Annotated in this window: 18 protein-coding genes, 2 tRNA genes and 3 rRNA genes; 19 read left to right on the top strand and 4 right to left on the bottom strand. The window is 57.8% G+C overall.

What is annotated here, in order from left to right; all coding sequences use genetic code 11:
* Nucleotides 1-181: 181 nt before the first annotated feature.
* Complete coding sequence (locus C4J85_RS22955; RefSeq protein WP_124410789.1) at nt 182-1,354, top strand: pyridoxal phosphate-dependent aminotransferase; 1,173 nt, start codon at nt 182-184, stop codon at nt 1,352-1,354.
* Nucleotides 1,354-2,067: a DNA/RNA nuclease SfsA gene (sfsA, locus tag C4J85_RS22950; RefSeq protein ID WP_124410788.1), complete on the top strand. Its 714-nt coding sequence runs from the start codon at nt 1,354-1,356 to the stop codon at nt 2,065-2,067. Before C4J85_RS22955 ends, sfsA begins: the two co-directional genes overlap by 1 nt.
* On the opposite strand, the gene C4J85_RS22945 is transcribed toward sfsA, so the two are convergent.
* Nucleotides 2,064-2,381 (bottom strand): Rieske 2Fe-2S domain-containing protein, encoded by a 318-nt coding sequence (locus C4J85_RS22945; RefSeq protein WP_124368364.1) that lies wholly within the window; start codon nt 2,379-2,381, stop codon nt 2,064-2,066. The genes sfsA and C4J85_RS22945 overlap by 4 nt on opposite strands.
* Nucleotides 2,382-2,536: 155 nt before the next feature.
* Here C4J85_RS22945 and C4J85_RS22940 point away from each other — a divergent pair, with 155 nt between their 5' ends.
* The 3 genes from C4J85_RS22940 to C4J85_RS22930 are packed head-to-tail and all read left to right on the top strand — an operon-like array spanning nt 2,537 to nt 5,216.
* Complete coding sequence (locus tag C4J85_RS22940) at nt 2,537-3,415, top strand: hemin ABC transporter substrate-binding protein (protein WP_124408180.1); 879 nt, start codon at nt 2,537-2,539, stop codon at nt 3,413-3,415.
* Nucleotides 3,416-3,465: 50 nt separating this feature from the next.
* The gene (locus C4J85_RS22935; RefSeq protein ID WP_164487887.1) at nt 3,466-4,449 is read left to right on the top strand and encodes an iron ABC transporter permease; all 984 of its coding nucleotides are present in this window, start codon (nt 3,466-3,468) and stop codon (nt 4,447-4,449) included.
* Nucleotides 4,449-5,216, top strand: a complete 768-nt coding sequence (locus tag C4J85_RS22930) for a heme ABC transporter ATP-binding protein (RefSeq protein ID WP_124368361.1) — start codon at nt 4,449-4,451, stop codon at nt 5,214-5,216. The genes C4J85_RS22935 and C4J85_RS22930 overlap by 1 nt, the downstream gene beginning before the upstream one ends.
* A gap of 222 nt (nt 5,217-5,438) precedes the next feature.
* Here C4J85_RS22930 and C4J85_RS22925 read toward each other — a convergent pair whose 3' ends face one another.
* From C4J85_RS22925 to C4J85_RS22915, 3 genes are all read right to left on the bottom strand, one after another.
* A complete protein-coding gene (locus C4J85_RS22925) occupies nt 5,439-5,711 on the bottom strand; it encodes a TfoX/Sxy family protein (protein WP_124371879.1) in 273 nt (90 codons plus the stop codon).
* A 196-nt stretch (nt 5,712-5,907) separates the two neighbouring features.
* Nucleotides 5,908-6,252: a pentapeptide repeat-containing protein gene (locus C4J85_RS22920; RefSeq protein WP_124364415.1), complete on the bottom strand. Its 345-nt coding sequence runs from the start codon at nt 6,250-6,252 to the stop codon at nt 5,908-5,910.
* A gap of 92 nt (nt 6,253-6,344) precedes the next feature.
* Nucleotides 6,345-7,901, bottom strand: coding sequence for a bifunctional aminoglycoside phosphotransferase/ATP-binding protein (locus C4J85_RS22915; RefSeq protein WP_124410786.1), 1,557 nt, complete (start codon nt 7,899-7,901; stop codon nt 6,345-6,347).
* Between the two features lie 118 nt (nt 7,902-8,019).
* Between C4J85_RS22915 and mrcB the strand changes: the two genes are divergently transcribed.
* From mrcB to rrf, 14 genes are all read left to right on the top strand, one after another.
* Entirely contained in the window at nt 8,020-10,344 is a 2,325-nt protein-coding gene (mrcB, locus tag C4J85_RS22910; protein WP_124410785.1) for a penicillin-binding protein 1B, read from the top strand.
* A 16-nt stretch (nt 10,345-10,360) separates the two neighbouring features.
* The gene (locus tag C4J85_RS22905; RefSeq protein ID WP_124364412.1) at nt 10,361-11,095 is read left to right on the top strand and encodes a M48 family metallopeptidase; all 735 of its coding nucleotides are present in this window, start codon (nt 10,361-10,363) and stop codon (nt 11,093-11,095) included.
* Complete coding sequence (locus C4J85_RS22900; RefSeq protein WP_124410784.1) at nt 11,095-11,424, top strand: YqcC family protein; 330 nt, start codon at nt 11,095-11,097, stop codon at nt 11,422-11,424. Before C4J85_RS22905 ends, C4J85_RS22900 begins: the two co-directional genes overlap by 1 nt.
* A gap of 431 nt (nt 11,425-11,855) precedes the next feature.
* Nucleotides 11,856-13,580: an acetolactate synthase 3 large subunit gene (locus C4J85_RS22895; protein ID WP_124364410.1), complete on the top strand. Its 1,725-nt coding sequence runs from the start codon at nt 11,856-11,858 to the stop codon at nt 13,578-13,580.
* 2 nt (nt 13,581-13,582) lie between these two features.
* The gene (gene ilvN, locus C4J85_RS22890) at nt 13,583-14,074 is read left to right on the top strand and encodes an acetolactate synthase small subunit (RefSeq protein WP_003176102.1); all 492 of its coding nucleotides are present in this window, start codon (nt 13,583-13,585) and stop codon (nt 14,072-14,074) included.
* Between the two features lie 46 nt (nt 14,075-14,120).
* The gene (gene ilvC / locus C4J85_RS22885) at nt 14,121-15,137 is read left to right on the top strand and encodes a ketol-acid reductoisomerase (RefSeq protein WP_124410783.1); all 1,017 of its coding nucleotides are present in this window, start codon (nt 14,121-14,123) and stop codon (nt 15,135-15,137) included.
* A 146-nt stretch (nt 15,138-15,283) separates the two neighbouring features.
* Complete coding sequence (gene pssA, locus C4J85_RS22880; RefSeq protein ID WP_070994366.1) at nt 15,284-16,141, top strand: CDP-diacylglycerol--serine O-phosphatidyltransferase; 858 nt, start codon at nt 15,284-15,286, stop codon at nt 16,139-16,141.
* Nucleotides 16,142-16,204: 63 nt separating this feature from the next.
* Complete coding sequence (gene msrP / locus C4J85_RS22875; protein ID WP_124368356.1) at nt 16,205-17,218, top strand: protein-methionine-sulfoxide reductase catalytic subunit MsrP; 1,014 nt, start codon at nt 16,205-16,207, stop codon at nt 17,216-17,218.
* Nucleotides 17,218-17,838 (top strand): protein-methionine-sulfoxide reductase heme-binding subunit MsrQ, encoded by a 621-nt coding sequence (gene msrQ, locus C4J85_RS22870; protein WP_124368355.1) that lies wholly within the window; start codon nt 17,218-17,220, stop codon nt 17,836-17,838. The genes msrP and msrQ overlap by 1 nt, the downstream gene beginning before the upstream one ends.
* Nucleotides 17,839-18,327: 489 nt before the next feature.
* Nucleotides 18,328-19,864, top strand: a 16S ribosomal RNA gene (locus C4J85_RS22860).
* 161 nt (nt 19,865-20,025) lie between these two features.
* Nucleotides 20,026-20,102: transfer RNA gene (locus C4J85_RS22855), tRNA-Ile, on the top strand.
* Nucleotides 20,103-20,132: 30 nt separating this feature from the next.
* Nucleotides 20,133-20,208 (top strand) — tRNA-Ala (locus tag C4J85_RS22850).
* A 249-nt stretch (nt 20,209-20,457) separates the two neighbouring features.
* Nucleotides 20,458-23,349: ribosomal RNA gene (locus C4J85_RS22845) — 23S ribosomal RNA — on the top strand.
* A 168-nt stretch (nt 23,350-23,517) separates the two neighbouring features.
* A 5S ribosomal RNA gene (gene rrf, locus C4J85_RS22840) occupies nt 23,518-23,633 on the top strand.
* Together the 16S, 23S and 5S rRNA genes with 2 tRNA genes alongside form the textbook arrangement of a ribosomal RNA operon.
* Nucleotides 23,634-23,703: the final 70 nt, after the last annotated feature.

Genomic DNA, 23,703 nt, shown 5'->3' with positions numbered 1-23,703 from the left:
CGTCGGGGGATGCAAACTGCAGCGGCCCGTCGTGGCTGGGTATGTCTCGTCTCGAATGTTGATTTTAGTCGTTTTGCCGGCGCTTGCCTGGCCGTGAAGTCGGCCGGGCAGGCAATAGAACATGTTTTATCGCGAGGGTTCGGTAGAATCCTGATTTTGTCCTCACCGTCTAGGAAGGCTAATGGCTCAGCCCTACAGTGCGCGTAGTCGCGCCATCGAACCTTTTCATGTCATGGCATTGCTGGCGCGCGCCAATGAGCTGCAGTCAGCCGGCCACGACGTGATCCATCTGGAAATCGGCGAGCCGGATTTCACCACCGCCGAACCGATCATCCAGGCTGGCCAGGCCGCGCTGGCCAACGGCAAGACCCGCTACACCGCCGCCCGTGGGCTGCCCGAATTGCGCGAGGCGATCAGCGGTTTCTACCAGCAGCGCTACGGGTTGAGCATAGATCCGCAGCGCATTCTGATCACGCCCGGTGGCTCCGGCGCGTTGTTACTGGCCACCAGCCTGCTGGTGGATCCGGGCAAGCACTGGCTGCTGGCGGATCCGGGCTACCCCTGCAACCGGCATTTCCTGCGCTTGATCGAGGGCGCGGCGCAGTTGGTGCCGGTCGGCCCGCAAGTGCGCTACCAATTGACCGCCGACCTGGTGGCGCAACACTGGAACCAGGACAGCGTCGGCGCACTGGTTGCCTCCCCGGCCAACCCGACCGGGACGCTTCTGACGCGGGACGAATTGGCCGACCTGTCCAACGCCATCAAGGCGCGCGACGGCCATCTGGTGGTGGATGAGATCTATCACGGGCTCACCTACGGCACCGACGCCGCGAGCGTGCTGGAAGTCGACGACGATGCCTTCGTCCTGAATAGTTTTTCCAAGTATTTCGGCATGACCGGCTGGCGCCTGGGCTGGCTGGTGGCGCCACCGGCGGCGGTGGGCGAATTAGAGAAGTTGGCGCAAAACCTCTACATCAGCGCGCCGAGCATGGCCCAGCATGCGGCCCTGGCCTGTTTCACCCCGCAAACCCTGGGCATTCTGGAGGAGCGCCGTGCCGAGTTTGGCCGGCGCCGTGACTTCCTGCTGCCGGCCCTGCGCGAGTTGGGATTCGGTATCGCCGTAGAGCCCGAAGGCGCGTTCTATCTCTATGCCGATATCAGCGCGTTTGGTGGAGATGCCTTCGCGTTCTGCCGCCATTTCCTGGAAACCGAATATGTGGCCTTTACCCCCGGGCTGGATTTCGGCCGTTATCAGGCGGGTCATCACGTGCGTTTTGCCTACACGCAAAACCTTGATCGGCTACAAGAGGCGGTGGAGCGGATTACCCGTGGCTTGCGGAGTTGGCAAGGCTGATGCGTTTTCATCCTCCCCTCGAAGAAGGGCGGCTGATCCGCCGCTACAAGCGTTTTCTCACCGATATCGAAACCGTTACCGGCGAGTTGCTCACCATTCACTGCCCGAACACCGGTTCGATGCTCAACTGCATGGTCGAAGGCGGCCAGGTCTGGTTCAGCCGTTCCGCCGACCCCAGGCGCAAATTGCCCGGTACCTGGGAAATCGCCGAAACGCCCCAGGGCCGGCTGGCTTGCGTCAATACGGCACGCGCCAATCAGTTGGTGGAGGAGGCATTGCGGGCCGGGCTGATCACTGAGCTCAACGGCTTTACCGCGTTGAAACGCGAAGTGCCTTACGGTCAGGAGCGAAGCCGGATCGATTTTCGCCTGGACTACCCGCACGGGGCGGCGTTTGTCGAAGTCAAAAGTGTCACCTTGGGCTTTGATGGCACCTCCGTGGCGGCTTTCCCTGATGCGGTGACCCAGCGCGGTGCCAAGCACTTGCGGGAGCTGGCCCACCTGGCGCGTGAAGGTGTGCGGGCGGTGCAGTTGTACTGCGTTAATTTGTCGGGGATCGATGCGGTGCGCCCAGCGGTGGAAATTGACGCGGGTTATGCCGCCGCGTTGCGTGAGGCCAAGGCAGCGGGTGTGGAGGTGCTGGCGTACGGCGTGCGGGTCACGCCTGAAGAAATCTGTATCGAACGGCCGTTGAAGGTGCTGCTGGGCAACTAGAGTTGCACCCACAGGCCTTGTGCGTCTTCGCGGCCGGGCAGGGCGGTGAGGCTTTGGCCTGCGCACGGGCCGGCAATGCATTCGCCGCTTTCGATCAGGAACAGCGCGCCATGGGTGGCGCATTGAATCAGGCTGGCGCTGGAGTCGAGGAAGCTGTCCGGTTGCCATTCCAGTGGGACGCCGCGATGGGGGCAGCGGTTGACATAGAAGTAGGCAACGCCAGCGCGCCGCACGGCCAACAGTTTGCAACCGTCGATATCAAAACCGAGGCTGCTGTCGGGCGCCAAGGCCTCGGAGGGGCAGAGAAACTTCATTTCAATCCTTAAGTGCCTTGACGTTCAAATGCAAACAATTATCAAATGCCCGCTTCGCCCGTCAGCTGATCGGGTGCTCACTACGATGCCGGGCAGGGTTTATCTGTCACATCAATGAGTGCTTGAGCGGCCCCGCCTTGGAAGGAAACCCTGTTATGCGCCTGAGTGCCAGCGTTATTGCGCTAGTTGCCGGACTGCTGGTCAGCCACGCGGCCCAAGCCTTGGACCTGCCGCAACGCTGGGTCAGCGCCGGTGGCGCGTTATCGGAATGGGTGACGGCACTGGGAGGTGAGCCGAAGCTGGTCGGCGTGGACACCACCAGCCAGCATCCAGCGTCCCTCAAGGCATTGCCCAGTATTGGTTATCAGCGCCAATTGTCGGCCGAGGGTATTCTCAGCCTGCGCCCGCAGGTGCTGGTGGGGACCGAAGAGATGGGGCCACCACCGGTGCTGGCGCAGATCCGCAATGCGGGCGTGCAGGTAGAGATGTTCTCGGCACAGCCGGACTTACCCAGCCTGAAAGCCAACCTGGCGCACCTGGGCACACTGTTGGGCAGCGAGGCTAAGGCCAACGAATTGTTTGCCGGATATGAGCAGGCGCTGGATCAACAGAAAGCCTGGGTGACCAAGGCCCGCTTAACGCAAAAAGCGCCAGGCGTATTGCTGTTGCTCGGGCACGCCGGCGGCAAGCCGTTGATCGCCGGTAAAGACACCGCCGCTGACTGGCTGCTGCAGCAGGCCGGCGGCCATAATCTGGCGACTCACAGTGGTTACAAGCCGTTCTCGGCGGAGTCGCTGGCCGGGTTGAGCCCGGAAGTGCTGGTAGTTGCTGATCGGGCGCTCAGTGGTGAAGCGGCCCGGGTCGCGTTGTTCAAGGAAAACCCCATCCTCGCTTCCACGCCAGCGGCCAGGAACGGCCGGGTACTGGAGTTGGACCCGACGCTGCTGGTGGGCGGGCTTGGGCCACGCCTGCCGCAGAGCCTGGCGCAGTTGTCCGCAGGCTTTTACCCGTCCCAGGCTGAACCCGCCCCATGACCCGGTTGGTCAAACCGAAAACGCTGTTTATCGGGCTGGCGCTGTTATGTCTGCTGGCGATCTGGCTTTCACTGGCCCTGGGACCGGTTAGCCTGCCGTTGTTCGACACGCTCAGGGCTGCGCTGCGAATGATCGGAGTGCCGATTGAGGCCCAGGGGCTCGAACAGGCAGAGTTGATCCTGGGGCAGATTCGCTTGCCGCGCACGTTACTGGGCCTGGCCGTGGGCGGTGTGCTCGCCTTGTCGGGGGTGGCGATGCAGGGCTTGTTTCGCAACCCGCTGGCCGATCCTGGCTTGGTGGGTGTGTCCAGTGGCGCGGCATTGGGGGCTGCGGTGGCCATTGTCGGCGGCTCGTTGTTTGGCGGGCTACCGGATGCGCTCGCGCCGTATCTTTTGTCGATTTGCGCGTTTCTGGGCGGCCTGGGCGTCACGGCGCTGGTGTATCGACTGGGGCGACGCAATGGCCAGACCAACGTCGCAACAATGTTGCTCGCCGGCATCGCGCTGACAGCCCTGGCCGGTTCTGCGGTGGGGCTGTTTACCTACCTGGCGGACGACGCCACCTTGCGCACCCTGACATTCTGGAACCTGGGCAGCCTCAATGGTGCCAGCTATTCACGTTTATGGCCGTTGCTGCTGGTGAGCGCGGGCGTGGCGCTGTGGTTGCCGCGCCGGGCGAAAGCCTTGAATGCGCTGTTGCTGGGTGAGTCCGAGGCCAGCCACCTGGGCATCGATGTGGAAAAGCTCAAGCGTGAGCTGGTGTTCTGTACGGCGTTGGGCGTGGGTGCGGCGGTGGCAGCGGCGGGCATGATCGGTTTTGTCGGGTTGGTGGTGCCGCATCTGGTGCGGTTGCTGGCCGGGCCGGACCACCGGGTGTTATTGCCGGCTTCCGTGCTGGCAGGCGCGAGTTTGTTGCTGTTGGCGGATCTGGTGGCGCGCTTGGCATTGGCGCCGGCGGAACTGCCGATCGGTATTGTCACCGCGTTTATTGGCGCGCCACTTTTCCTCTATTTATTACTGCGAGGGCGCGCCTGATGCTGCGAGTGGAAGCGTTGCAGATCCGCCGCGGGCGTAAAACCGTACTGGCAGATGTCACCCTGGAGCTGCTGCCGGGCGAAGTTCTCGGTGTATTAGGGCCCAATGGTGCAGGCAAAAGTACCTTGCTCAGCGCGCTGTGCGGCGAGTTGACGCCTGATCAGGGCAAGGTCTGGCTGGATCAGCAAGAGTTGAAGCATTGGAGCGGCGCGCAACGAGCACAGCGCCTGGCGGTACTGCCCCAGAGCTCGACCCTGGACTTCGCGTTCCGTGTCGAAGAGGTTGTAGGGCTGGGACGTTTGCCGCATCAGACCGGGCGAGTACGCGATGAGGAAATCATCAGCGCGGCACTGCAGGCGGCAGATGTAGGGCACTTGAGTGGTCGCAGTTACCTGGCCTTGTCGGGCGGGGAGCGTCAACGGGTACACCTGGCCCGTGTGTTGGCGCAATTATGGCCGGGCGAGGCGGGGCAGACACTGCTGTTGGATGAGCCGACATCGATGCTCGATCCGTTGCATCAGCACACGACCTTGCAGGCGATCCGGCGCTTTGCCGATCGTGGCGCAGCGGTATTGGTGATCCTGCATGACCTGAACCTGGCCGCCCGTTACTGTGATCGAATTCTGTTACTGGAGAACGGATGCCCGCGCGCCCTGGACACGCCCGCACAGGTGCTGCGCCCCGAGCCGCTCAAGGCGGTATTTGGTCTGGATGTGTTGGTGCAGTTGCATCCGGAGCGTGGTCATCCGTTGATCATCGCGCGTTGAACCGGCGTTTTGCAGGCAAAAAAAGACCCGGCAAGAGCCGGGTCAAATAACCGTGATTAGCCTGATGAGGAGATAATCTGAGAGTCCGAACCAATGGTCTTTCAGTTATCGGCTGATCTCGCGACCAGCTGTGATAATCATAACGATTCTCATTTGAGAGTCAACAACATTCCCCTACTTTTCTCAAAAATCCTGAAAATACTACTGGATTGATCGGCGAATCTACGTCTTCTGGCGCGTTGAGAGCGCCTCCAACTGTAGGTTCAACGCCTCTTTGCGCTCCGTGGGAATGTCATTCCAATGCACGTCCATCAATGCGCCTTCAATCGCATACAGCAACACTTTTGATGCCCGGAACCCGCGAGTTCGCACGGCTCGGTAAGCATCGACCGCGCCCAGGCGGCGCAGGTCGGACGCGCTGTGGATGCCCGCCGCATGCAGCCACTGCGCCGACGTCTTGCCAAGATTCTTCAGGTGTTGCAGCTCATCGTTCATCGAGCCTCCTTGCGACGGCCGAATGGTGCGGTGGGTATCGTGACCAGGCAAGCCTGAAAATGAGTGTAGCGCTCAGTAGGAAAAGCGTGATTCTTTGCTCGAGAACGGCTGAAAAGCTTATAAGAATGACGCTGCATGCCAGGCACGGGAAAACGCCCGGCGAGCTTGAAAGCAGCCGGGAGCCGGAGTCTTGAGGTTATTTGGTGCGGTAACGCAGGCGGGTACCGAAATTCACCGACATCAGAATCTCGTCAGCCGTCAGGTCGGGTGAGAAGTAAGTACCGGAAATCTGCGCATGGGCCAGGCTGGCGCCTTCCAGTGAACACTCGCGCAAATCCAGCCCGCGCAGGTCGGCGGAGCGGAAATAGGCGTCGGTAAAGTCGATCCCCGCAGCGTTCAGCTCGCGCAGGTCCAACCCTCGGAAGTCGCCGCCGCGCATGTCGATAACGCCGCCTTCGGGGCGCTCTTGGTTGAAGCCCCGAATGTCGTCCTTGTGCAGGAGCGCATAGAGCGGTGTATCAAGAAGCTTGGGCTGACTCATGACGGCGACTCCTGTTGGAATTATGGCGCCATTATAGTGCCACTATTGCAGGGTCGTGCGCCAAAGTAGACGACACGACCAAGAAATATTTCTTACAGGCCGGGCAAGCGTTGACGAATATGCCCGACCAATGCATCGAGCGTCCCGCTTTCATTGGTCTCGACGCGTTTACTCAACAGCAGCTCTTGAGCGGTCAGCGGGTCACGACTGGCGTTTTGTTCTTCAATAACCACCAACGTTGCGTCGGACGGATCGTTTTTATCTGCCTGACGTTGTGCCAGCCAACTGGCGATGACGGCCTGGGGGGCGTTGCAATCCAGAATCAGGAACGGGGCCCCGGTGGCTTCGGCAACCCGGGCCGCCGCGTCACGTTGCTCGCGTTTCAGGAAGGTAGCATCCAGCACCACCGGGAAACCGGCGCGCAGCACGGTGTCGGCTATTTCATTCAGGCGTGTGTACGTCGCAGCGCTGGCATCATCGCTATAAATGCCGGCTTGCGGAGTGTTTTCGACCTGCTGCTCGCCAAACAGGCGCTTTCGCTCCACGTCCGAACGCAGGCGAACAGCGCCTAAGGCCTCGACCAGGCGCATGGCCACATGGCTTTTGCCCACAGCCGAAACCCCGTGGGTGATGGCCAGGAAGCGCGACGGAATCGTGCTGTAGCTTTCCGCCAGATTGGCATAATTACGGTACTGGCGCAGGGTGGTGGCGCGTTGCACCGGGTCGGCTTCGCTCGGCATGCTGAACAGGGCAACTTTCGCCCGCACCAGTGCGCGATAAGCCTTGTAGAAATTCAGCAGCTCCAGGCCCTGATAATCGCCGGTCAGTTCCAGATACTGGCTGATAAACCGGCGTGCCAGGCATTTGAGGCCACGGTCTTCCAGGTCCATCGCCAGGAACGCGGTGTCGGCGTACACGTCGGTGAAGCGGAACGGCTCGTTGAATTCGATGCAGTCGAAGATCACTACATGGCCATCGATCAGCGTGGCATTACCCAGGTGGATATCACCATGGCATTCACGGGTAAAACCGTTGAGCTTGCGCTGCTCCAGCAATGGCTTGAGGCGTTCGAAGCTGCTTTGCGCCCAGGCTTGCAGGGCTTCCAGTTGAATGAGGTCGGCCTTGTCACTCAGGAAAGGGCGGATCTGTTCGAAGTTCTGGCGGACCGGTGCCATCACTTCTTCCGGAGTGCCGGCCGGGTGCTCTTGCGCGACTTTGGGCGCGTTGAGGTGGAAGTGCGCAATCTGCCTGGCCATTTCGTCAATGTGCGCGCTGCTGAGTTCACCGTTGGCTTGCAAGGTGCTCAGCATCTGGCTTTGCGGGAACTGACGCATTTTCAGCGCGTACTCGATCACCGGGCCGTCGCCCGCCAATTGCGGTGCGTCGGCAGTGCCGGTAATTGGCAACACTTCAAGATACAAATCTTCGGTCAGGCGCTGGTTGAGGCGCAGCTCTTCGTTGCAGAAGTGACCGCGTTTTTCCAGGTCGGTGAAATCGAGGAAGCCGAAGTTCATCGGTTTCTTCAGTTTATAAGCATAGGGACCGGTCAGGATCACCCAGGAAATGTGGGTTTCAATGACTTGAAACGCTTCCACCGGATGCGGGTACAACGCCGGGTTTTGCAGGGCGGCAATCAGGGACTGGCTCACGGGCGATCCTTCAAAGTCTGGGAGAAATCATGGCGAGCATTATGGCCGCTACGGGCGGTCGTGCAAACCGCTGTCCGGCTCATGTTGATCATCAATAAAGTGCGTATAATCCGCCGCCATGACTCGAACCCGATCTCCCCGTTCCCGTAAAAAACCTCCTTCGCGCAGCCTGCGCCCGTGGCTGGGCTGGGCGCTCAAGCTCGGCCTGGTTGGCCTTGTGGCGCTCGCCGGCGTGGCGGTGTATCTCGACGCCGTGGTCCAGGAGAAGTTCTCCGGCAAGCGCTGGACCATCCCGGCCAAGGTTTACGCACGCCCGCTGGAATTGTTCGCCGGCCAGAAGTTGAGCAAGGAGGACTTCCTCACCGAACTCGATGCGCTGGGCTATCGCCGCGAACCCGTGAGCAACGGCCCGGGCGCGGCGGCCGTCAGCGGCAATACCGTCGACCTGAACACCCGCGGCTTCCAGTTCTACGAAGGCCTGGAAAAAGCCCAGCCGGTACGCGTGCGTTTTTCCGGCGATTACGTGGCTGAGTTATCGTCGCTCAACGGCGCCAAGCTGCCAGTGGTACGCCTCGAGCCGCTGATGATCGGCGGTATCTACCCGAAGAATCTTGAAGACCGGATCCTGATCAAGCTCGATCAGGCGCCGCCGTACCTGTTGGAAACCCTGGTAGCAGTAGAAGACCGCGACTTCTACAGCCACTGGGGCGTTTCGCCGAAGTCGATTGCCCGCGCGGTGTGGGTCAATACTTCCGGCGGCAAGATGACCCAGGGCGGCAGCACGCTCACCCAGCAATTGGTGAAGAACTTCTACCTGACCAACGAGCGCAGCCTCACCCGCAAGCTCACCGAAGCCATGATGGCAATGCTGCTGGAGTTGCATTACAGCAAGCAGGAAATTCTCGAGGCGTACCTCAACGAGGTCTTCGTCGGCCAGGATGGTCAGCGCGCAGTGCACGGTTTCGGCCTGGCCAGCCAGTTCTTCTTCGGGCAGCCGTTGTCCGAATTGAAGTTGCACCAGGTTGCGCTGCTGGTAGGGATGGTCAAGGGGCCGTCCTATTACAACCCGCGTCGCAACCCTGAGCGTGCGCTTGAACGCCGCAACCTGGTACTCGATGTATTGGAACAGCAGGGCGTCGCCACGGCCGAGCAGGTCGCGGCCGCGAAGAAAATGCCGCTGGGTGTTACCACTCGCGGCAAGCTGGCAGATAGCTCATTCCCCGGCTTTATCGACCTGGTCAAACGCCAACTGCGCGAGGACTATCGCGACGAAGACTTGACCGAGGAAGGCCTGCGAATCTTCACCAGCTTCGACCCCATCCTGCAGATGAAAGCCGAAGCGTCGGTCAATGACACCTTCAAGCGCCTGACAGGCCGCAAAGGCTCCGATGAAGTAGAAGCCGCGATGGTGGTGACCAACCCGGAAACCGGCGAGGTCCAGGCCATGATCGGTAGCCGTCAGGCCAGCTTCGCCGGGTTCAACCGCGCGCTGGATGCCGTGCGCCCGATTGGCTCGCTGGTCAAGCCAGCGGTCTACCTGACCGCCCTGGAAAAACCGAGCAAGTACACACTGACCAGTTGGCTGTCGGATGACCCGCTGTCGATCAAAGGCGCCGATGGCCAGGTGTGGACGCCAAAGAACTTCGACCGCCGCTCCCACGGCACCGTGTTCCTGTATCAGGGGCTGGCGCATTCCTACAACATCTCGACATCGCGCCTGGGGCTGGAAGTCGGTGTGCCGAATGTGCTGAAAACCCTGGCGCGACTGGGTATCGAGCGCGAGTTCCCGGCGTTCCCCTCGATGCTCCTGGGCGCGGCGGCCATGAGCCCGATGGAAGTGGCCACCATGTACCAGACCTTGGCCAACGGTGGCTTCAATACGCCGATGCGCGGTATTCGCAGCGTGCTGACCGCCGAGGGCGAACCGCTCAAGCGCTACCCGTTCCAGATCCAGCAACGCTTCGACGCGGGCTCCATATACCTGATCCAGAACGCCATGCAGCGCGTGATGCGTGAAGGTACCGGGCGCTCGGTCTACAGCGTGCTGCCGTCGAACCTGACGCTGGCGGGCAAGACCGGCACCAGTAACGATTCGCGCGACAGTTGGTTCGCAGGTTTTGGCCAGGACGTATTGGCCGTGGTGTGGCTGGGCCGTGACGACAATGGCAAGACGCCATTCACCGGAGCGACCGGTGCGCTGCAGGTCTGGACCAGCTTCATGCGCAAGGCAGACCCGTTGCCACTCAACATGCCGCAGCCGGACAATATCGTGCAGGCCTGGATTGATCCGCACACGGGCCAGGGTTCGGATGCCAACTGCCCGGGTGCGGTGCAGATGCCGTATATTCGCGGCAGCGAGCCACCAGCCGGTGCCGCATGCGGGGGCAGTGCCCCTGCTGACGCGGAGTCGGTGATGGATTGGGTCAAGGGCTGGATGAATTAAGCAAAGAGGGTTTCAAGTGAACAAGTTGTGGATTCCAGCGATTACCGTTCTGGCTTTGCTCGGCGGTTGCTCCAGCGTGCAACGCGGCTCGATTCCGGTGGTGGATTCGAGTACTAACGTCTCCAATAACGACCGGATTTCGGCCAATGGCGGGTTTCGTCAAACCGTGACCAACCGTCCGGCACAGGCCAAGCCTCAGGCAATGCCACAGGATTCGGGCGTGGTGGTGATGGTGCCTGGCAGTGGCGCTGCAACCGCGGCCCCGATCAGTGCCGAACCCTGGACGCCAGGCCCAGGCACTTCGGCGCCGATCGATTCCACGCCGATCCAGACGGCGCCGGTCAACCAGGGCACTTACACCATGCCTTCGACGCCGAGCGGTATTCCTTCGTCGTCCAGTGCCGGCGGCCTGTCGGCTGACGAACAACTGGATGGCCCGGTACTGGCGCTGCTCACCACCGCCCAGCAACAGCAGGCCGGTGGTGATCTCAATGGCGCTTCGTCGAGCCTGGAGCGTGCTCAACGCGTTGCCCCTCGCGAACCACAAGTGTTGTATCGCCTGGCCCAGGTACGCCTGGCCCAGGGTGATGCGCCGCAAGCCGAGCAGTTCGCTCGCCGTGGTTTGACCCTGGCCAACGGTCGCCCCGACCTGCAAGCCAGCCTGTGGGGGTTGATCGGTGACGCGCGTGCCGCCCAAGGCGACGCTGCCGGCGCTGCCCAGGCTCGGGCAAAAGCCAAGGTCAGCCTCTGATGGATGGGCGGTTCCCGGCGATTGCCGAGCAGTTGTTATTGATCGAGCGAGAGTTGCGCGTGCAGGGCTGGTGGGATGAAGTGCCCCCCAGCGCCGAAGCGCTCAGCAGCGTCGAGCCTTTTTCGGTCGACACATTGGATTTTCACCAATGGCTGCAATGGATTTTCCTGGTACGCATGAAGCAGATCCTCGAACACGACCTGCCTCTGCCCAATGCTTCCGGTATTCTGGAAATGGCCGAGATGGTCTATGCCGACCGTCCGCGAGAGAGCCTTGGCTTGCGTAATGCGCTGAAAAAGTTCGACCAACTGATCGCTGACGCTGGTTAATTGCCTGACTGTCGGTTTTTCCGGCAGTCTTGCGCATATTTCTACCGCTTGACGACATTCAGGCGAGTTTTATCCCTCCTCACAGGCCTTTCTCCTACGTTCTCATGCGCTTAGTTGGAAAAAAGCGCAATTATTGCTTGACTTGAAGGGCCTGAAACAGAAGAATCCAAAGTCCGCTGTATCGGGACTGCCAGAAGCAGGCCCGCTCGGCAGATCATGAGGCGCACACCCGCGCCGACCTGTAACACCCGCAACGCGTTACCTCGCGCTGGGTGGGAAAAGCCCGCAACACTTGGGACGATCCCAATACTTGCTCAGTCAGTGCTGACGTAGTCGGCGACCACCGTCGCTCATGCTCTGTTGAGAAGTAAACCTATTAAGACCCGTCGGTTTTCAACGGACGGTATTCTGGCGTTTTAGAGGTGAACAACGTGGAGCTTTTATCTGGCGGTGAGATGCTCGTCCGCTTTTTGCGTGACGAAGGCGTCGACTATATCTACGGGTACCCAGGTGGTGCTCTGCTGCATGTCTACGACGCACTGTTCAAGGAACCGGCTGTTACCCACATCCTGGTTCGCCACGAGCAGGCCGCAACCCATATGGCTGACGGTTATGCCCGTGCCACCGGTAAAGCCGGCGTGGTACTGGTAACCTCCGGCCCAGGCGCAACCAATGCCATCACTGGCATCGCGACTGCTTATATGGACTCCATTCCCATGGTGATCATTTCCGGCCAGGTCGCCAGCACCATGGTCGGTACCGACGCGTTCCAGGAAACCGACATGATCGGTATCTCCCGCCCGATCGTGAAACACAGCTTCATGATCAAGCACGCGTCGGAAATTCCGGAAATCATGAAAAAGGCGTTCTACCTCGCACAATCCGGTCGTCCGGGGCCTGTCGTGGTGGATATTCCCAAGGACATGACCAACCCGGCCGAGAAATTCGAATACATTTTCCCGAAGAAAGCCAAGCTGCGCTCCTACAGCCCGGCCGTACGTGGGCACTCCGGACAAATCCGCAAGGCGGCGGAAATGCTTCTCGCGGCCAAGCGCCCGGTGCTGTACTCCGGCGGCGGCGTGATTCTGGGGGGCGGCTCCGCACCGCTCACAGAATTGGCCAAGCTGCTCAACCTGCCGGTGACCAATACCTTGATGGGGCTTGGCGCATTCCCGGGTTCGGACCGTCAATTCGTCGGCATGCTCGGTATGCACGGCAGCTATACCGCCAACCTCGCCATGCACCACGCCGATGTGATTCTGGCGGTCGGCGCACGGTTCGATGATCGCGTGATCAACGGCGCGAGCAAGTTCTGCCCGAATGCCAAGATCATCCATATCGACATCGACCCGGCGTCCATTTCCAAGACCATCAAGGCCGACGTGCCAATCGTGGGCCCGGTGGAAAGCGTGCTGACCGAAATGGTCGCCGCGCTCAAGGACATCGGCGAAACGCCGAACAAGGAATCCGTTGCCAGCTGGTGGAAGCAGATCGACGAATGGCGCGGTGACCGCGGCCTGTTCCCGTACGACAAGGGCGACGGCAGCATCATCAAGCCACAAACCGTGATCGAAACCCTGTGCGAAGTGACCAAGGGCGACGCCTTTGTGACCTCCGACGTGGGCCAGCACCAGATGTTCGCCGCGCAGTACTACAAATTCGACAAGCCTAACCGCTGGATCAACTCCGGTGGCCTGGGCACGATGGGCTTTGGTTTTCCGGCGGCCATGGGCGTAAAGCTGAGCTTTCCGGATGCCGACGTTGCCTGTGTCACCGGTGAAGGCAGCATCCAGATGAACATCCAGGAGCTGTCAACGTGCCTGCAGTACGGCCTTCCGGTGAAGATCGTCTGCCTGAACAATGGCGTGCTGGGCATGGTTCGCCAGTGGCAGGACATGAGCTACGGTAGCCGTCACTCCCATTCCTACATGGAATCGTTGCCGGATTTCGTCAAATTGGTTGAAGCCTATGGCCACGTCGGCATGCGCATCACCGATCTGAAAGATCTGAAGCCGAAGATGGAAGAGGCGTTCGCCATGAAGGACCGCCTGGTGTTCATCGATATTCAGGTGGATACCAGCGAGCACGTCTACCCGATGCAGATCAAAGACGGCTCGATGCGCGACATGTGGCTGAACAAGACGGAGCGTACTTAATCATGCGGCACATTATCTCCCTGCTTCTGGAGAACGAACCCGGCGCTCTGTCTCGTGTTGTCGGCCTGTTTTCGCAACGCAACTACAACATCGAAAGCCTGACCGTGGCCCCGACCGAAGACCCGACCCTGTCGCGCCTGACGTTGACCACCGTGGGCCACGATGAGGTGATCGAGCAGATCACCAAGAACCTCAACAAGCTGATCGAAGTGGTCAAGCTGGTCGACCTGTCGGAAAGTGCCCACATCGAGCGCGAGCTGATGCTGGTCAAGGTCAAGGCCACAGGTGCCCAGCGTGCCGAGATCAAGCGCACCACCGATATTTATCGCGGGCAGATCGTCGATGTGAGCGCCAGCGTTTATACCGTTCAATTGACCGGTACGAGCGACAAGCTGGACAGCTTCATCCAGTCGATCGGGACGGCCTCGATTCTGGAAACCGTACGCAGTGGTGTCACCGGGATTGCCCGTGGCGACAAAGTACTCAGCATCTAACCCAATTAGCGAATGGCCTTACGGCCTGGATATATAGAGGAACCTCATGAAAGTTTATTACGATAAAGATTGTGACCTGTCGATCATCCAGGGCAAGAAAGTCGCCATCATCGGTTACGGCTCCCAGGGCCACGCTCAAGCGTGCAACCTCAAAGATTCCGGCGTTGACGTCACCGTTGGCTTGCGCAAAGGCTCGGCGACCGTTGCCAAGGCTGAAGCCCACGGCCTGAAAGTGACCGACGTTGCTTCCGCTGTGGCAGCTTCCGACCTGGTCATGATCCTGACCCCGGACGAATTCCAATCCGCGCTGTACAAGAACGAAATCGAGCCGAACATCAAGAAGGGCGCCACCCTGGCCTTCTCCCACGGCTTCGCGATCCACTACAACCAGGTTGTGCCGCGCGCTGACCTCGACGTGATCATGATCGCGCCGAAGGCTCCGGGCCACACCGTACGTTCCGAGTTCGTCAAGGGCGGCGGTATCCCTGACCTGATCGCGATCTACCAGGACGCTTCGGGCAACGCCAAGAACGTTGCTCTGTCCTACGCTGCCGGTGTCGGCGGTGGTCGTACCGGCATCATCGAAACCACCTTCAAGGACGAGACTGAAACCGACCTGTTCGGCGAACAAGCCGTCCTGTGCGGTGGTACCGTTGAGCTGGTGAAAGCCGGTTTCGAAACCCTGGTTGAAGCTGGCTACGCGCCGGAAATGGCCTACTTCGAATGCCTGCACGAACTGAAGTTGATCGTTGACCTCATGTACGAAGGCGGTATCGCCAACATGAACTACTCGATCTCCAACAACGCCGAGTACGGTGAGTACGTCACCGGCCCGGAAGTGATCAACGCCGAGTCCCGTCAGGCAATGCGCAACGCTCTGAAACGTATTCAGGACGGCGAATACGCCAAGATGTTCATCAGCGAAGGCGCGACCGGCTACCCTTCGATGACCGCCAAGCGTCGTAACAACGCCGCCCACGGTATCGAAATCATCGGCGAGCAACTGCGTTCCATGATGCCGTGGATCGGTGCCAACAAGATCGTCGACAAAGCCAAGAACTAAGTCGCACGTATCAAGGGAAAACGCGGCTTCGGCCGCGTTTTTTCGTTTGGGTAAGCGGGTTCTGGTATAAAGCTGCATCGTTTGCGGGCGAACACTCGCCGCAAGTATCTGTCGAATTTTTTTCACACCGTTGCAAGGTAAAGTCCATGAGCGAACGTCCCGAAGAGCCAAGCCAGGCTTCTGACGCCGAAAGCCTGCTGCCAATCGATGAACATGTCGAAGAAGGGCATGACGCGGAAGGCCGCAAGGTCCGGCATCGTGGCATCTATCTGCTGCCCAACCTGTTCACCACGGCGAACCTGTTTGCCGGCTTCTATTCCATCATCAACTCGATGAGTGCCCAGAGCGCATTGGCGGCGGGTGATGCCGCGAGTGCCAGCAAGTATTTCGGTTTTGCTGCCATCGCCATCTTCGTCGCCATGGTGCTTGATGGACTGGATGGTCGTGTGGCGCGCATGACCAATACCCAAAGCGCCTTCGGTGCCGAGTACGACTCGTTGTCGGACATGGTTGCCTTTGGTGTCGCCCCGGCGTTGCTGGCGTTTGCCTGGGCGCTGGGTGACATGGGTAAGGTCGGCTGGATGGTGGCCTTCATCTATGTGGCGGGCGCGGCGTTGCGTCTGGCGCGCTTCAACACTCAAGTAGGCACTGCCGACAAGCGTTACTTCATTGGCCTGGCCAGTCCGGCTGCTGCGGGCGTGGTGGCGGGTATCGTCTGGGCGTTCAGTGACTATGGCATCCAGGGTTCGAAGATGTCGTTCCTGGTAGCCTTGATGGTTGCGGCAGCCGGCATGCTGATGGTCAGCAACATCAAGTACAACAGCTTCAAGGAGTTCGACCTCAAGGGGCGTGTGCCTTTCGTGGCTATTCTTGTGGTGGTGCTGGTGTTTGCGGTGGTGTTCAGCGACCCGCCAAGAATTCTATTGTTGGCCTTCCTGGTCTACGCGGCGTCGGGGCCGGTGCAGTACCTGCTGCATCTTCGCCGGGACAAAACATTGCCTTAATGTAATTTCCCCCATACTCCGCAGTCTATTGGTGCACCTGTCCTCCAATGCTGCGGAGTTGCCATGTTAATCAAGATCCCCAAAGCGTCCGATTGCCACGAATCGGATGTCACGCCTGAATCGTTCTACCTCTCTCGCCGCAGCTTGCTTGGTGGTGCGCTTGCCGGTATTGCCGCGAGCAGCTTGCCACGTTGGGCCAGTGCCGAAGAGGCGGCACGTTATGCCGATGTCGAGCCGGGCAGGGCGCCTGACTGGTTTACGCAAAAGCTTCCAGGCACCAAGTGGCAGGCTGTGACGGTCAAGGGCGAGGCCATCACGCCGTTCAAGGATGCAACCCACTACAACAACTTCTACGAGTTCGGCACAGATAAGGGCGATCCGGCGGCAAATGCGGGTTCGCTCAAGACTGAGCCCTGGAGTGTTGTGATTGATGGTGAAGTTGCGAAGCCGGGGCGCTACGCCTTGGAAGACTTCATGAAACCTTACGAATTGGAAGAGCGCATCTACCGGCTGCGTTGCGTCGAAGCGTGGTCGATGGTGATTCCCTGGATCGGCTTTCCTGTTTCCGCCTTGCTCAAGCAGGTTGAGCCTACTTCAAGGGCGAAATTCATCCGCTTCGAAACGCTACAGGATCCAAAGAGCATGCCGGGTCAGCGCTCCAGTTTCGGCTTGATCGACTGGCCTTATGTAGAAGGGCTGCGTCTGGACGAGGCGATGAATCCGTTGGCGATCCTTGCCGTGGGTATGTACGGGCGGGAGCTGCCTAACCAGAACGGGGCGCCCCTGCGTTTGGTCGTGCCTTGGAAGTATGGCTTCAAGAGCGTGAAGTCGATTGTGCGGATCAGTCTTGTCAGCGAGCAACCTAAAACGACCTGGCAGAGTATTGCTGCCGATGAGTATGGGTTTTATGCGAATGTGAACCCTACGGTTGACCATCCGCGCTGGACCCAGGCACGGGAGCGTCGTCTACCGAGCGGCCTTTTCAGCCCGAATGTGCGTGAGACGCAGATGTTCAATGGCTACGCGGATGAGGTTGCTGCTCTCTATACAGATCTCGACCTGAAGAAGAATTACTGATGCGCTATCCGATCTGGCGCATCGGCGTCTTTATAGCCGCCGCTGTCTGGCCGTTGTTCTGGCTCTATGAAGCCTGGAGTTTTGCCCTGGGGCCCGACCCGGGCAAGGTGCTGGTGGATCGCTTGGGTCTGGGCACCTTGATCCTGTTGCTGATCACGCTCGCGATGACACCGCTGCAGAAGCTCAGCGGTTGGCCGGGGTGGATCGCAGTGCGCCGGCAGCTGGGTTTGTGGTGCTTTGCCTATGTGGTGCTGCACCTGGCGGCTTATTGCGTATTTGTCCTTGGGCTCGACTGGTCGCAGCTGGGCGTGGAGTTGCGTAAGCGTCCGTACATAATTGTCGGCGCCTTGGGGTTTTTGTCTCTACTGGTTTTGGCTCTGACCTCCAATCGTTACAGTCAGCGCCGGCTGGGCAGTCGCTGGAAGAAATTGCATCGCCTGGTGTACGTGATTCTGGGGCTCGGTTTGCTACACATGCTGTGGATAGTGCGGGCTGACCTCAAGGAGTGGGCTATCTATGCTTCCATAGGTGCACTGCTTCTGTTGCTGCGCGTACCGCCAGTGATGCGTCGGATCCCGCGTCTTATTACTAAAAAGGCACCGGCAGCAACAAAAGCGTAATTAACCCTTGACGGCAGATTCTGTGCGCCTATAATTCGCCCCACTTCCGGCGCAGTCGAAACGGAAAACTTCTTGGTAAACAACGAGTTAAGTAGGTTTCGGCAGCAGGTTGCTTCAGACCATCGAAGCCAAAAGGAAGTTGAAAAAGAGGTGTTGACAGCAGCGTGTAACGCTGTAGAATTCGCCTCCCGCTTACGAGAGATCGCAAGCGCAAGTGGTTGAAGTTGTTGAAGAATTCTTCGAAAACTTCTGAAAATAACCACTTGACAGCAAATGAGGCTGCTGTAGAATGCGCGCCTCGGTTGAGACGAATAGCTCTTAACCAACCGCTCTTTAACAACTGAATCAAGCAATTCGTGTGGGTGCTTGTGGAGTCAGACTGATAGTCAACAAGATTATCAGCATCACAAGTTACTCCGCGAGAAATCAAAGATGTAACCAACGATTGCTGAGCCAAGTTTAGGGTTTCTTAAAAACCCAAAGATGTTTGAACTGAAGAGTTTGATCATGGCTCAGATTGAACGCTGGCGGCAGGCCTAACACATGCAAGTCGAGCGGTAGAGAGAAGCTTGCTTCTCTTGAGAGCGGCGGACGGGTGAGTAATGCCTAGGAATCTGCCTGGTAGTGGGGGATAACGTTCGGAAACGGACGCTAATACCGCATACGTCCTACGGGAGAAAGCAGGGGACCTTCGGGCCTTGCGCTATCAGATGAGCCTAGGTCGGATTAGCTAGTTGGTGAGGTAATGGCTCACCAAGGCGACGATCCGTAACTGGTCTGAGAGGATGATCAGTCACACTGGAACTGAGACACGGTCCAGACTCCTACGGGAGGCAGCAGTGGGGAATATTGGACAATGGGCGAAAGCCTGATCCAGCCATGCCGCGTGTGTGAAGAAGGTCTTCGGATTGTAAAGCACTTTAAGTTGGGAGGAAGGGCAGTTACCTAATACGTGATTGTTTTGACGTTACCGACAGAATAAGCACCGGCTAACTCTGTGCCAGCAGCCGCGGTAATACAGAGGGTGCAAGCGTTAATCGGAATTACTGGGCGTAAAGCGCGCGTAGGTGGTTTGTTAAGTTGGATGTGAAATCCCCGGGCTCAACCTGGGAACTGCATTCAAAACTGACTGACTAGAGTGTGGTAGAGGGTGGTGGAATTTCCTGTGTAGCGGTGAAATGCGTAGATATAGGAAGGAACACCAGTGGCGAAGGCGACCACCTGGACCAACACTGACACTGAGGTGCGAAAGCGTGGGGAGCAAACAGGATTAGATACCCTGGTAGTCCACGCCGTAAACGATGTCAACTAGCCGTTGGGAGCCTTGAGCTCTTAGTGGCGCAGCTAACGCATTAAGTTGACCGCCTGGGGAGTACGGCCGCAAGGTTAAAACTCAAATGAATTGACGGGGGCCCGCACAAGCGGTGGAGCATGTGGTTTAATTCGAAGCAACGCGAAGAACCTTACCAGGCCTTGACATCCAATGAACTTTCCAGAGATGGATTGGTGCCTTCGGGAACATTGAGACAGGTGCTGCATGGCTGTCGTCAGCTCGTGTCGTGAGATGTTGGGTTAAGTCCCGTAACGAGCGCAACCCTTGTCCTTAGTTACCAGCACGTTATGGTGGGCACTCTAAGGAGACTGCCGGTGACAAACCGGAGGAAGGTGGGGATGACGTCAAGTCATCATGGCCCTTACGGCCTGGGCTACACACGTGCTACAATGGTCGGTACAGAGGGTTGCCAAGCCGCGAGGTGGAGCTAATCCCAGAAAACCGATCGTAGTCCGGATCGCAGTCTGCAACTCGACTGCGTGAAGTCGGAATCGCTAGTAATCGCGAATCAGAATGTCGCGGTGAATACGTTCCCGGGCCTTGTACACACCGCCCGTCACACCATGGGAGTGGGTTGCACCAGAAGTAGCTAGTCTAACCTTCGGGAGGACGGTTACCACGGTGTGATTCATGACTGGGGTGAAGTCGTAACAAGGTAGCCGTAGGGGAACCTGCGGCTGGATCACCTCCTTAATCGACGACATCAGCTGCTTCATGAGCTCCCACACGAATTGCTTGATTCATTGAAGAAGACGAAAAGAAGCAGCCCAAAGGGTTGTAGCTTAGTTGGTTAGAGCGCACCCCATGCTTTGTGGTAAAGAGCAGGGTGAGGTCGGCCTTAGCAGCTCGAAATTGGGTCTGTAGCTCAGTTGGTTAGAGCGCACCCCTGATAAGGGTGAGGTCGGCAGTTCGAATCTGCCCAGACCCACCAATTTTGTGTGGGAAACGCCTGTAGAAATACGGGGCCATAGCTCAGCTGGGAGAGCGCCTGCCTTGCACGCAGGAGGTCAACGGTTCGATCCCGTTTGGCTCCACCACTACTGCTTCTGTTTGTAGAAAGCTTAGAAATGAGCATTCCATCGCTGTGATGGTGAATGTTGATTTCTAGTCTTTGACTAGTTCGTTCTTTAAAAATTTGGGTATGTGATAGAAAGATAGACTGGACGTTACTTTCACTGGTAACGGCTCAGGCTAAGGTAAAATTTGTGAGTCGCTCTTAATTGAGTATGATCGAATTTTCGGCGAATGTTGTCTTCACAGTATAACCAGATTGCTTGGGGTTATATGGTCAAGTGAAGAAGCGCATACGGTGGATGCCTTGGCAGTCAGAGGCGATGAAAGACGTGGTAGCCTGCGAAAAGCTTCGGGGAGTCGGCAAACAGACTTTGATCCGGAGATGTCTGAATGGGGGAACCCAGCCATCATAAGATGGTTACCTTACACTGAATACATAGGTGTATGGAGCGAACCAGGGGAACTGAAACATCTAAGTACCCTGAGGAAAAGAAATCAACCGAGATTCCCTTAGTAGTGGCGAGCGAACGGGGACTAGCCCTTAAGTGGCTTTGAGATTAGCGGAACGCTCTGGAAAGTGCGGCCATAGTGGGTGATAGCCCTGTACGCGAAAATCTCTTAGTCATGAAATCGAGTAGGACGGAGCACGAGAAACTTTGTCTGAATATGGGGGGACCATCCTCCAAGGCTAAATACTACTGACTGACCGATAGTGAACTAGTACCGTGAGGGAAAGGCGAAAAGAACCCCGGAGAGGGGAGTGAAATAGATCCTGAAACCGTATGCGTACAAGCAGTGGGAGCCCACTTTGTTGGGTGACTGCGTACCTTTTGTATAATGGGTCAGCGACTTATTTTCAGTGGCGAGCTTAACCGAATAGGGGAGGCGTAGCGAAAGCGAGTCTTAATAGGGCGTCTAGTCGCTGGGAATAGACCCGAAACCGGGCGATCTATCCATGGGCAGGTTGAAGGTTGGGTAACACTAACTGGAGGACCGAACCGACTACCGTTGAAAAGTTAGCGGATGACCTGTGGATCGGAGTGAAAGGCTAATCAAGCTCGGAGATAGCTGGTTCTCCTCGAAAGCTATTTAGGTAGCGCCTCATGTATCACTGTAGGGGGTAGAGCACTGTTTCGGCTAGGGGGTCATCCCGACTTACCAAACCGATGCAAACTCCGAATACCTACAAGTGCCGAGCATGGGAGACACACGGCGGGTGCTAACGTCCGTCGTGAAAAGGGAAACAACCCAGACCGTCAGCTAAGGTCCCAAAGTTATGGTTAAGTGGGAAACGATGTGGGAAGGCTTAGACAGCTAGGAGGTTGGCTTAGAAGCAGCCACCCTTTAAAGAAAGCGTAATAGCTCACTAGTCGAGTCGGCCTGCGCGGAAGATGTAACGGGGCTCAAACCATACACCGAAGCTACGGGTATCACGTAAGTGATGCGGTAGAGGAGCGTTCTGTAAGCCTGTGAAGGTGAGTTGAGAAGCTTGCTGGAGGTATCAGAAGTGCGAATGCTGACATGAGTAACGACAATGGGTGTGAAAAACACCCACGCCGAAAGACCAAGGTTTCCTGCGCAACGTTAATCGACGCAGGGTTAGTCGGTCCCTAAGGCGAGGCTGAAAAGCGTAGTCGATGGAAAACAGGTTAATATTCCTGTACTTCTGGTTATTGCGATGGAGGGACGGAGAAGGCTAGGCCAGCTTGGCGTTGGTTGTCCAAGTTTAAGGTGGTAGGCTGGAATCTTAGGTAAATCCGGGATTCCAAGGCCGAGAGCTGATGACGAGTTGTCTTTTAGACGACGAAGTGGTTGATGCCATGCTTCCAAGAAAAGCTTCTAAGCTTCAGGTAACCAGGAACCGTACCCCAAACCGACACAGGTGGTTGGGTAGAGAATACCAAGGCGCTTGAGAGAACTCGGGTGAAGGAACTAGGCAAAATGGCACCGTAACTTCGGGAGAAGGTGCGCCGGTGAGGGTGAAGGACTTGCTCCGTAAGCTCATGCCGGTCGAAGATACCAGGCCGCTGCGACTGTTTATTAAAAACACAGCACTCTGCAAACACGAAAGTGGACGTATAGGGTGTGACGCCTGCCCGGTGCCGGAAGGTTAATTGATGGGGTTAGCTAACGCGAAGCTCTTGATCGAAGCCCCGGTAAACGGCGGCCGTAACTATAACGGTCCTAAGGTAGCGAAATTCCTTGTCGGGTAAGTTCCGACCTGCACGAATGGCGTAACGATGGCGGCGCTGTCTCCACCCGAGACTCAGTGAAATTGAAATCGCTGTGAAGATGCAGTGTATCCGCGGCTAGACGGAAAGACCCCGTGAACCTTTACTATAGCTTTGCACTGGACTTTGAATTTGCTTGTGTAGGATAGGTGGGAGGCTTTGAAGCGTGGACGCCAGTTCGCGTGGAGCCAACCTTGAAATACCACCCTGGCAACTTTGAGGTTCTAACTCAGGTCCGTTATCCGGATCGAGGACAGTGTATGGTGGGTAGTTTGACTGGGGCGGTCTCCTCCTAAAGAGTAACGGAGGAGTACGAAGGTGCGCTCAGACCGGTCGGAAATCGGTCGTAGAGTATAAAGGCAAAAGCGCGCTTGACTGCGAGACAGACACGTCGAGCAGGTACGAAAGTAGGTCTTAGTGATCCGGTGGTTCTGTATGGAAGGGCCATCGCTCAACGGATAAAAGGTACTCCGGGGATAACAGGCTGATACCGCCCAAGAGTTCATATCGACGGCGGTGTTTGGCACCTCGATGTCGGCTCATCACATCCTGGGGCTGAAGCCGGTCCCAAGGGTATGGCTGTTCGCCATTTAAAGTGGTACGCGAGCTGGGTTTAGAACGTCGTGAGACAGTTCGGTCCCTATCTGCCGTGGACGTTTGAGATTTGAGAGGGGCTGCTCCTAGTACGAGAGGACCGGAGTGGACGAACCTCTGGTGTTCCGGTTGTCACGCCAGTGGCATTGCCGGGTAGCTATGTTCGGAATAGATAACCGCTGAAAGCATCTAAGCGGGAAACTAGCCTCAAGATGAGATCTCACTGGGACCTTGAGTCCCCTGAAGGGCCGTCGAAGACTACGACGTTGATAGGTTGGGTGTGTAAGCGCTGTGAGGCGTTGAGCTAACCAATACTAATTGCCCGTGAGGCTTGACCATATAACACCCAAGCAATTTGTTGCTCCTAGTTGAAAGACGAAAGAGGCCAGATTGCGGTGTGTGAAGACGCAATGAACCGAAAGTTCGATACTCACAAAACACCGACTTCTATCCCATACCCAATTTGCTGAAGCGAGGCCACATGGCCACGACTCAGTACCCGAATTTCTTGACGACCATAGAGCATTGGAACCACCTGATCCCATCCCGAACTCAGTAGTGAAACGATGCATCGCCGATGGTAGTGTGGGGTTTCCCCATGTGAGAGTAGGTCATCGTCAAGATTAAATTCCAGAACCCCATTTGCGAAAGCAGATGGGGTTTTGTTTTGGGCGGTGGAAAAGTGCCAAGACG

Source organism: Pseudomonas sp. R4-34-07 (genome assembly GCF_003852375.1).
In the GTDB taxonomy this organism is placed as follows: domain Bacteria; phylum Pseudomonadota; class Gammaproteobacteria; order Pseudomonadales; family Pseudomonadaceae; genus Aquipseudomonas.
Note: the sequence above shows the minus strand (reverse complement) of the source record. Positions and strands in the feature narration are given on the sequence as shown.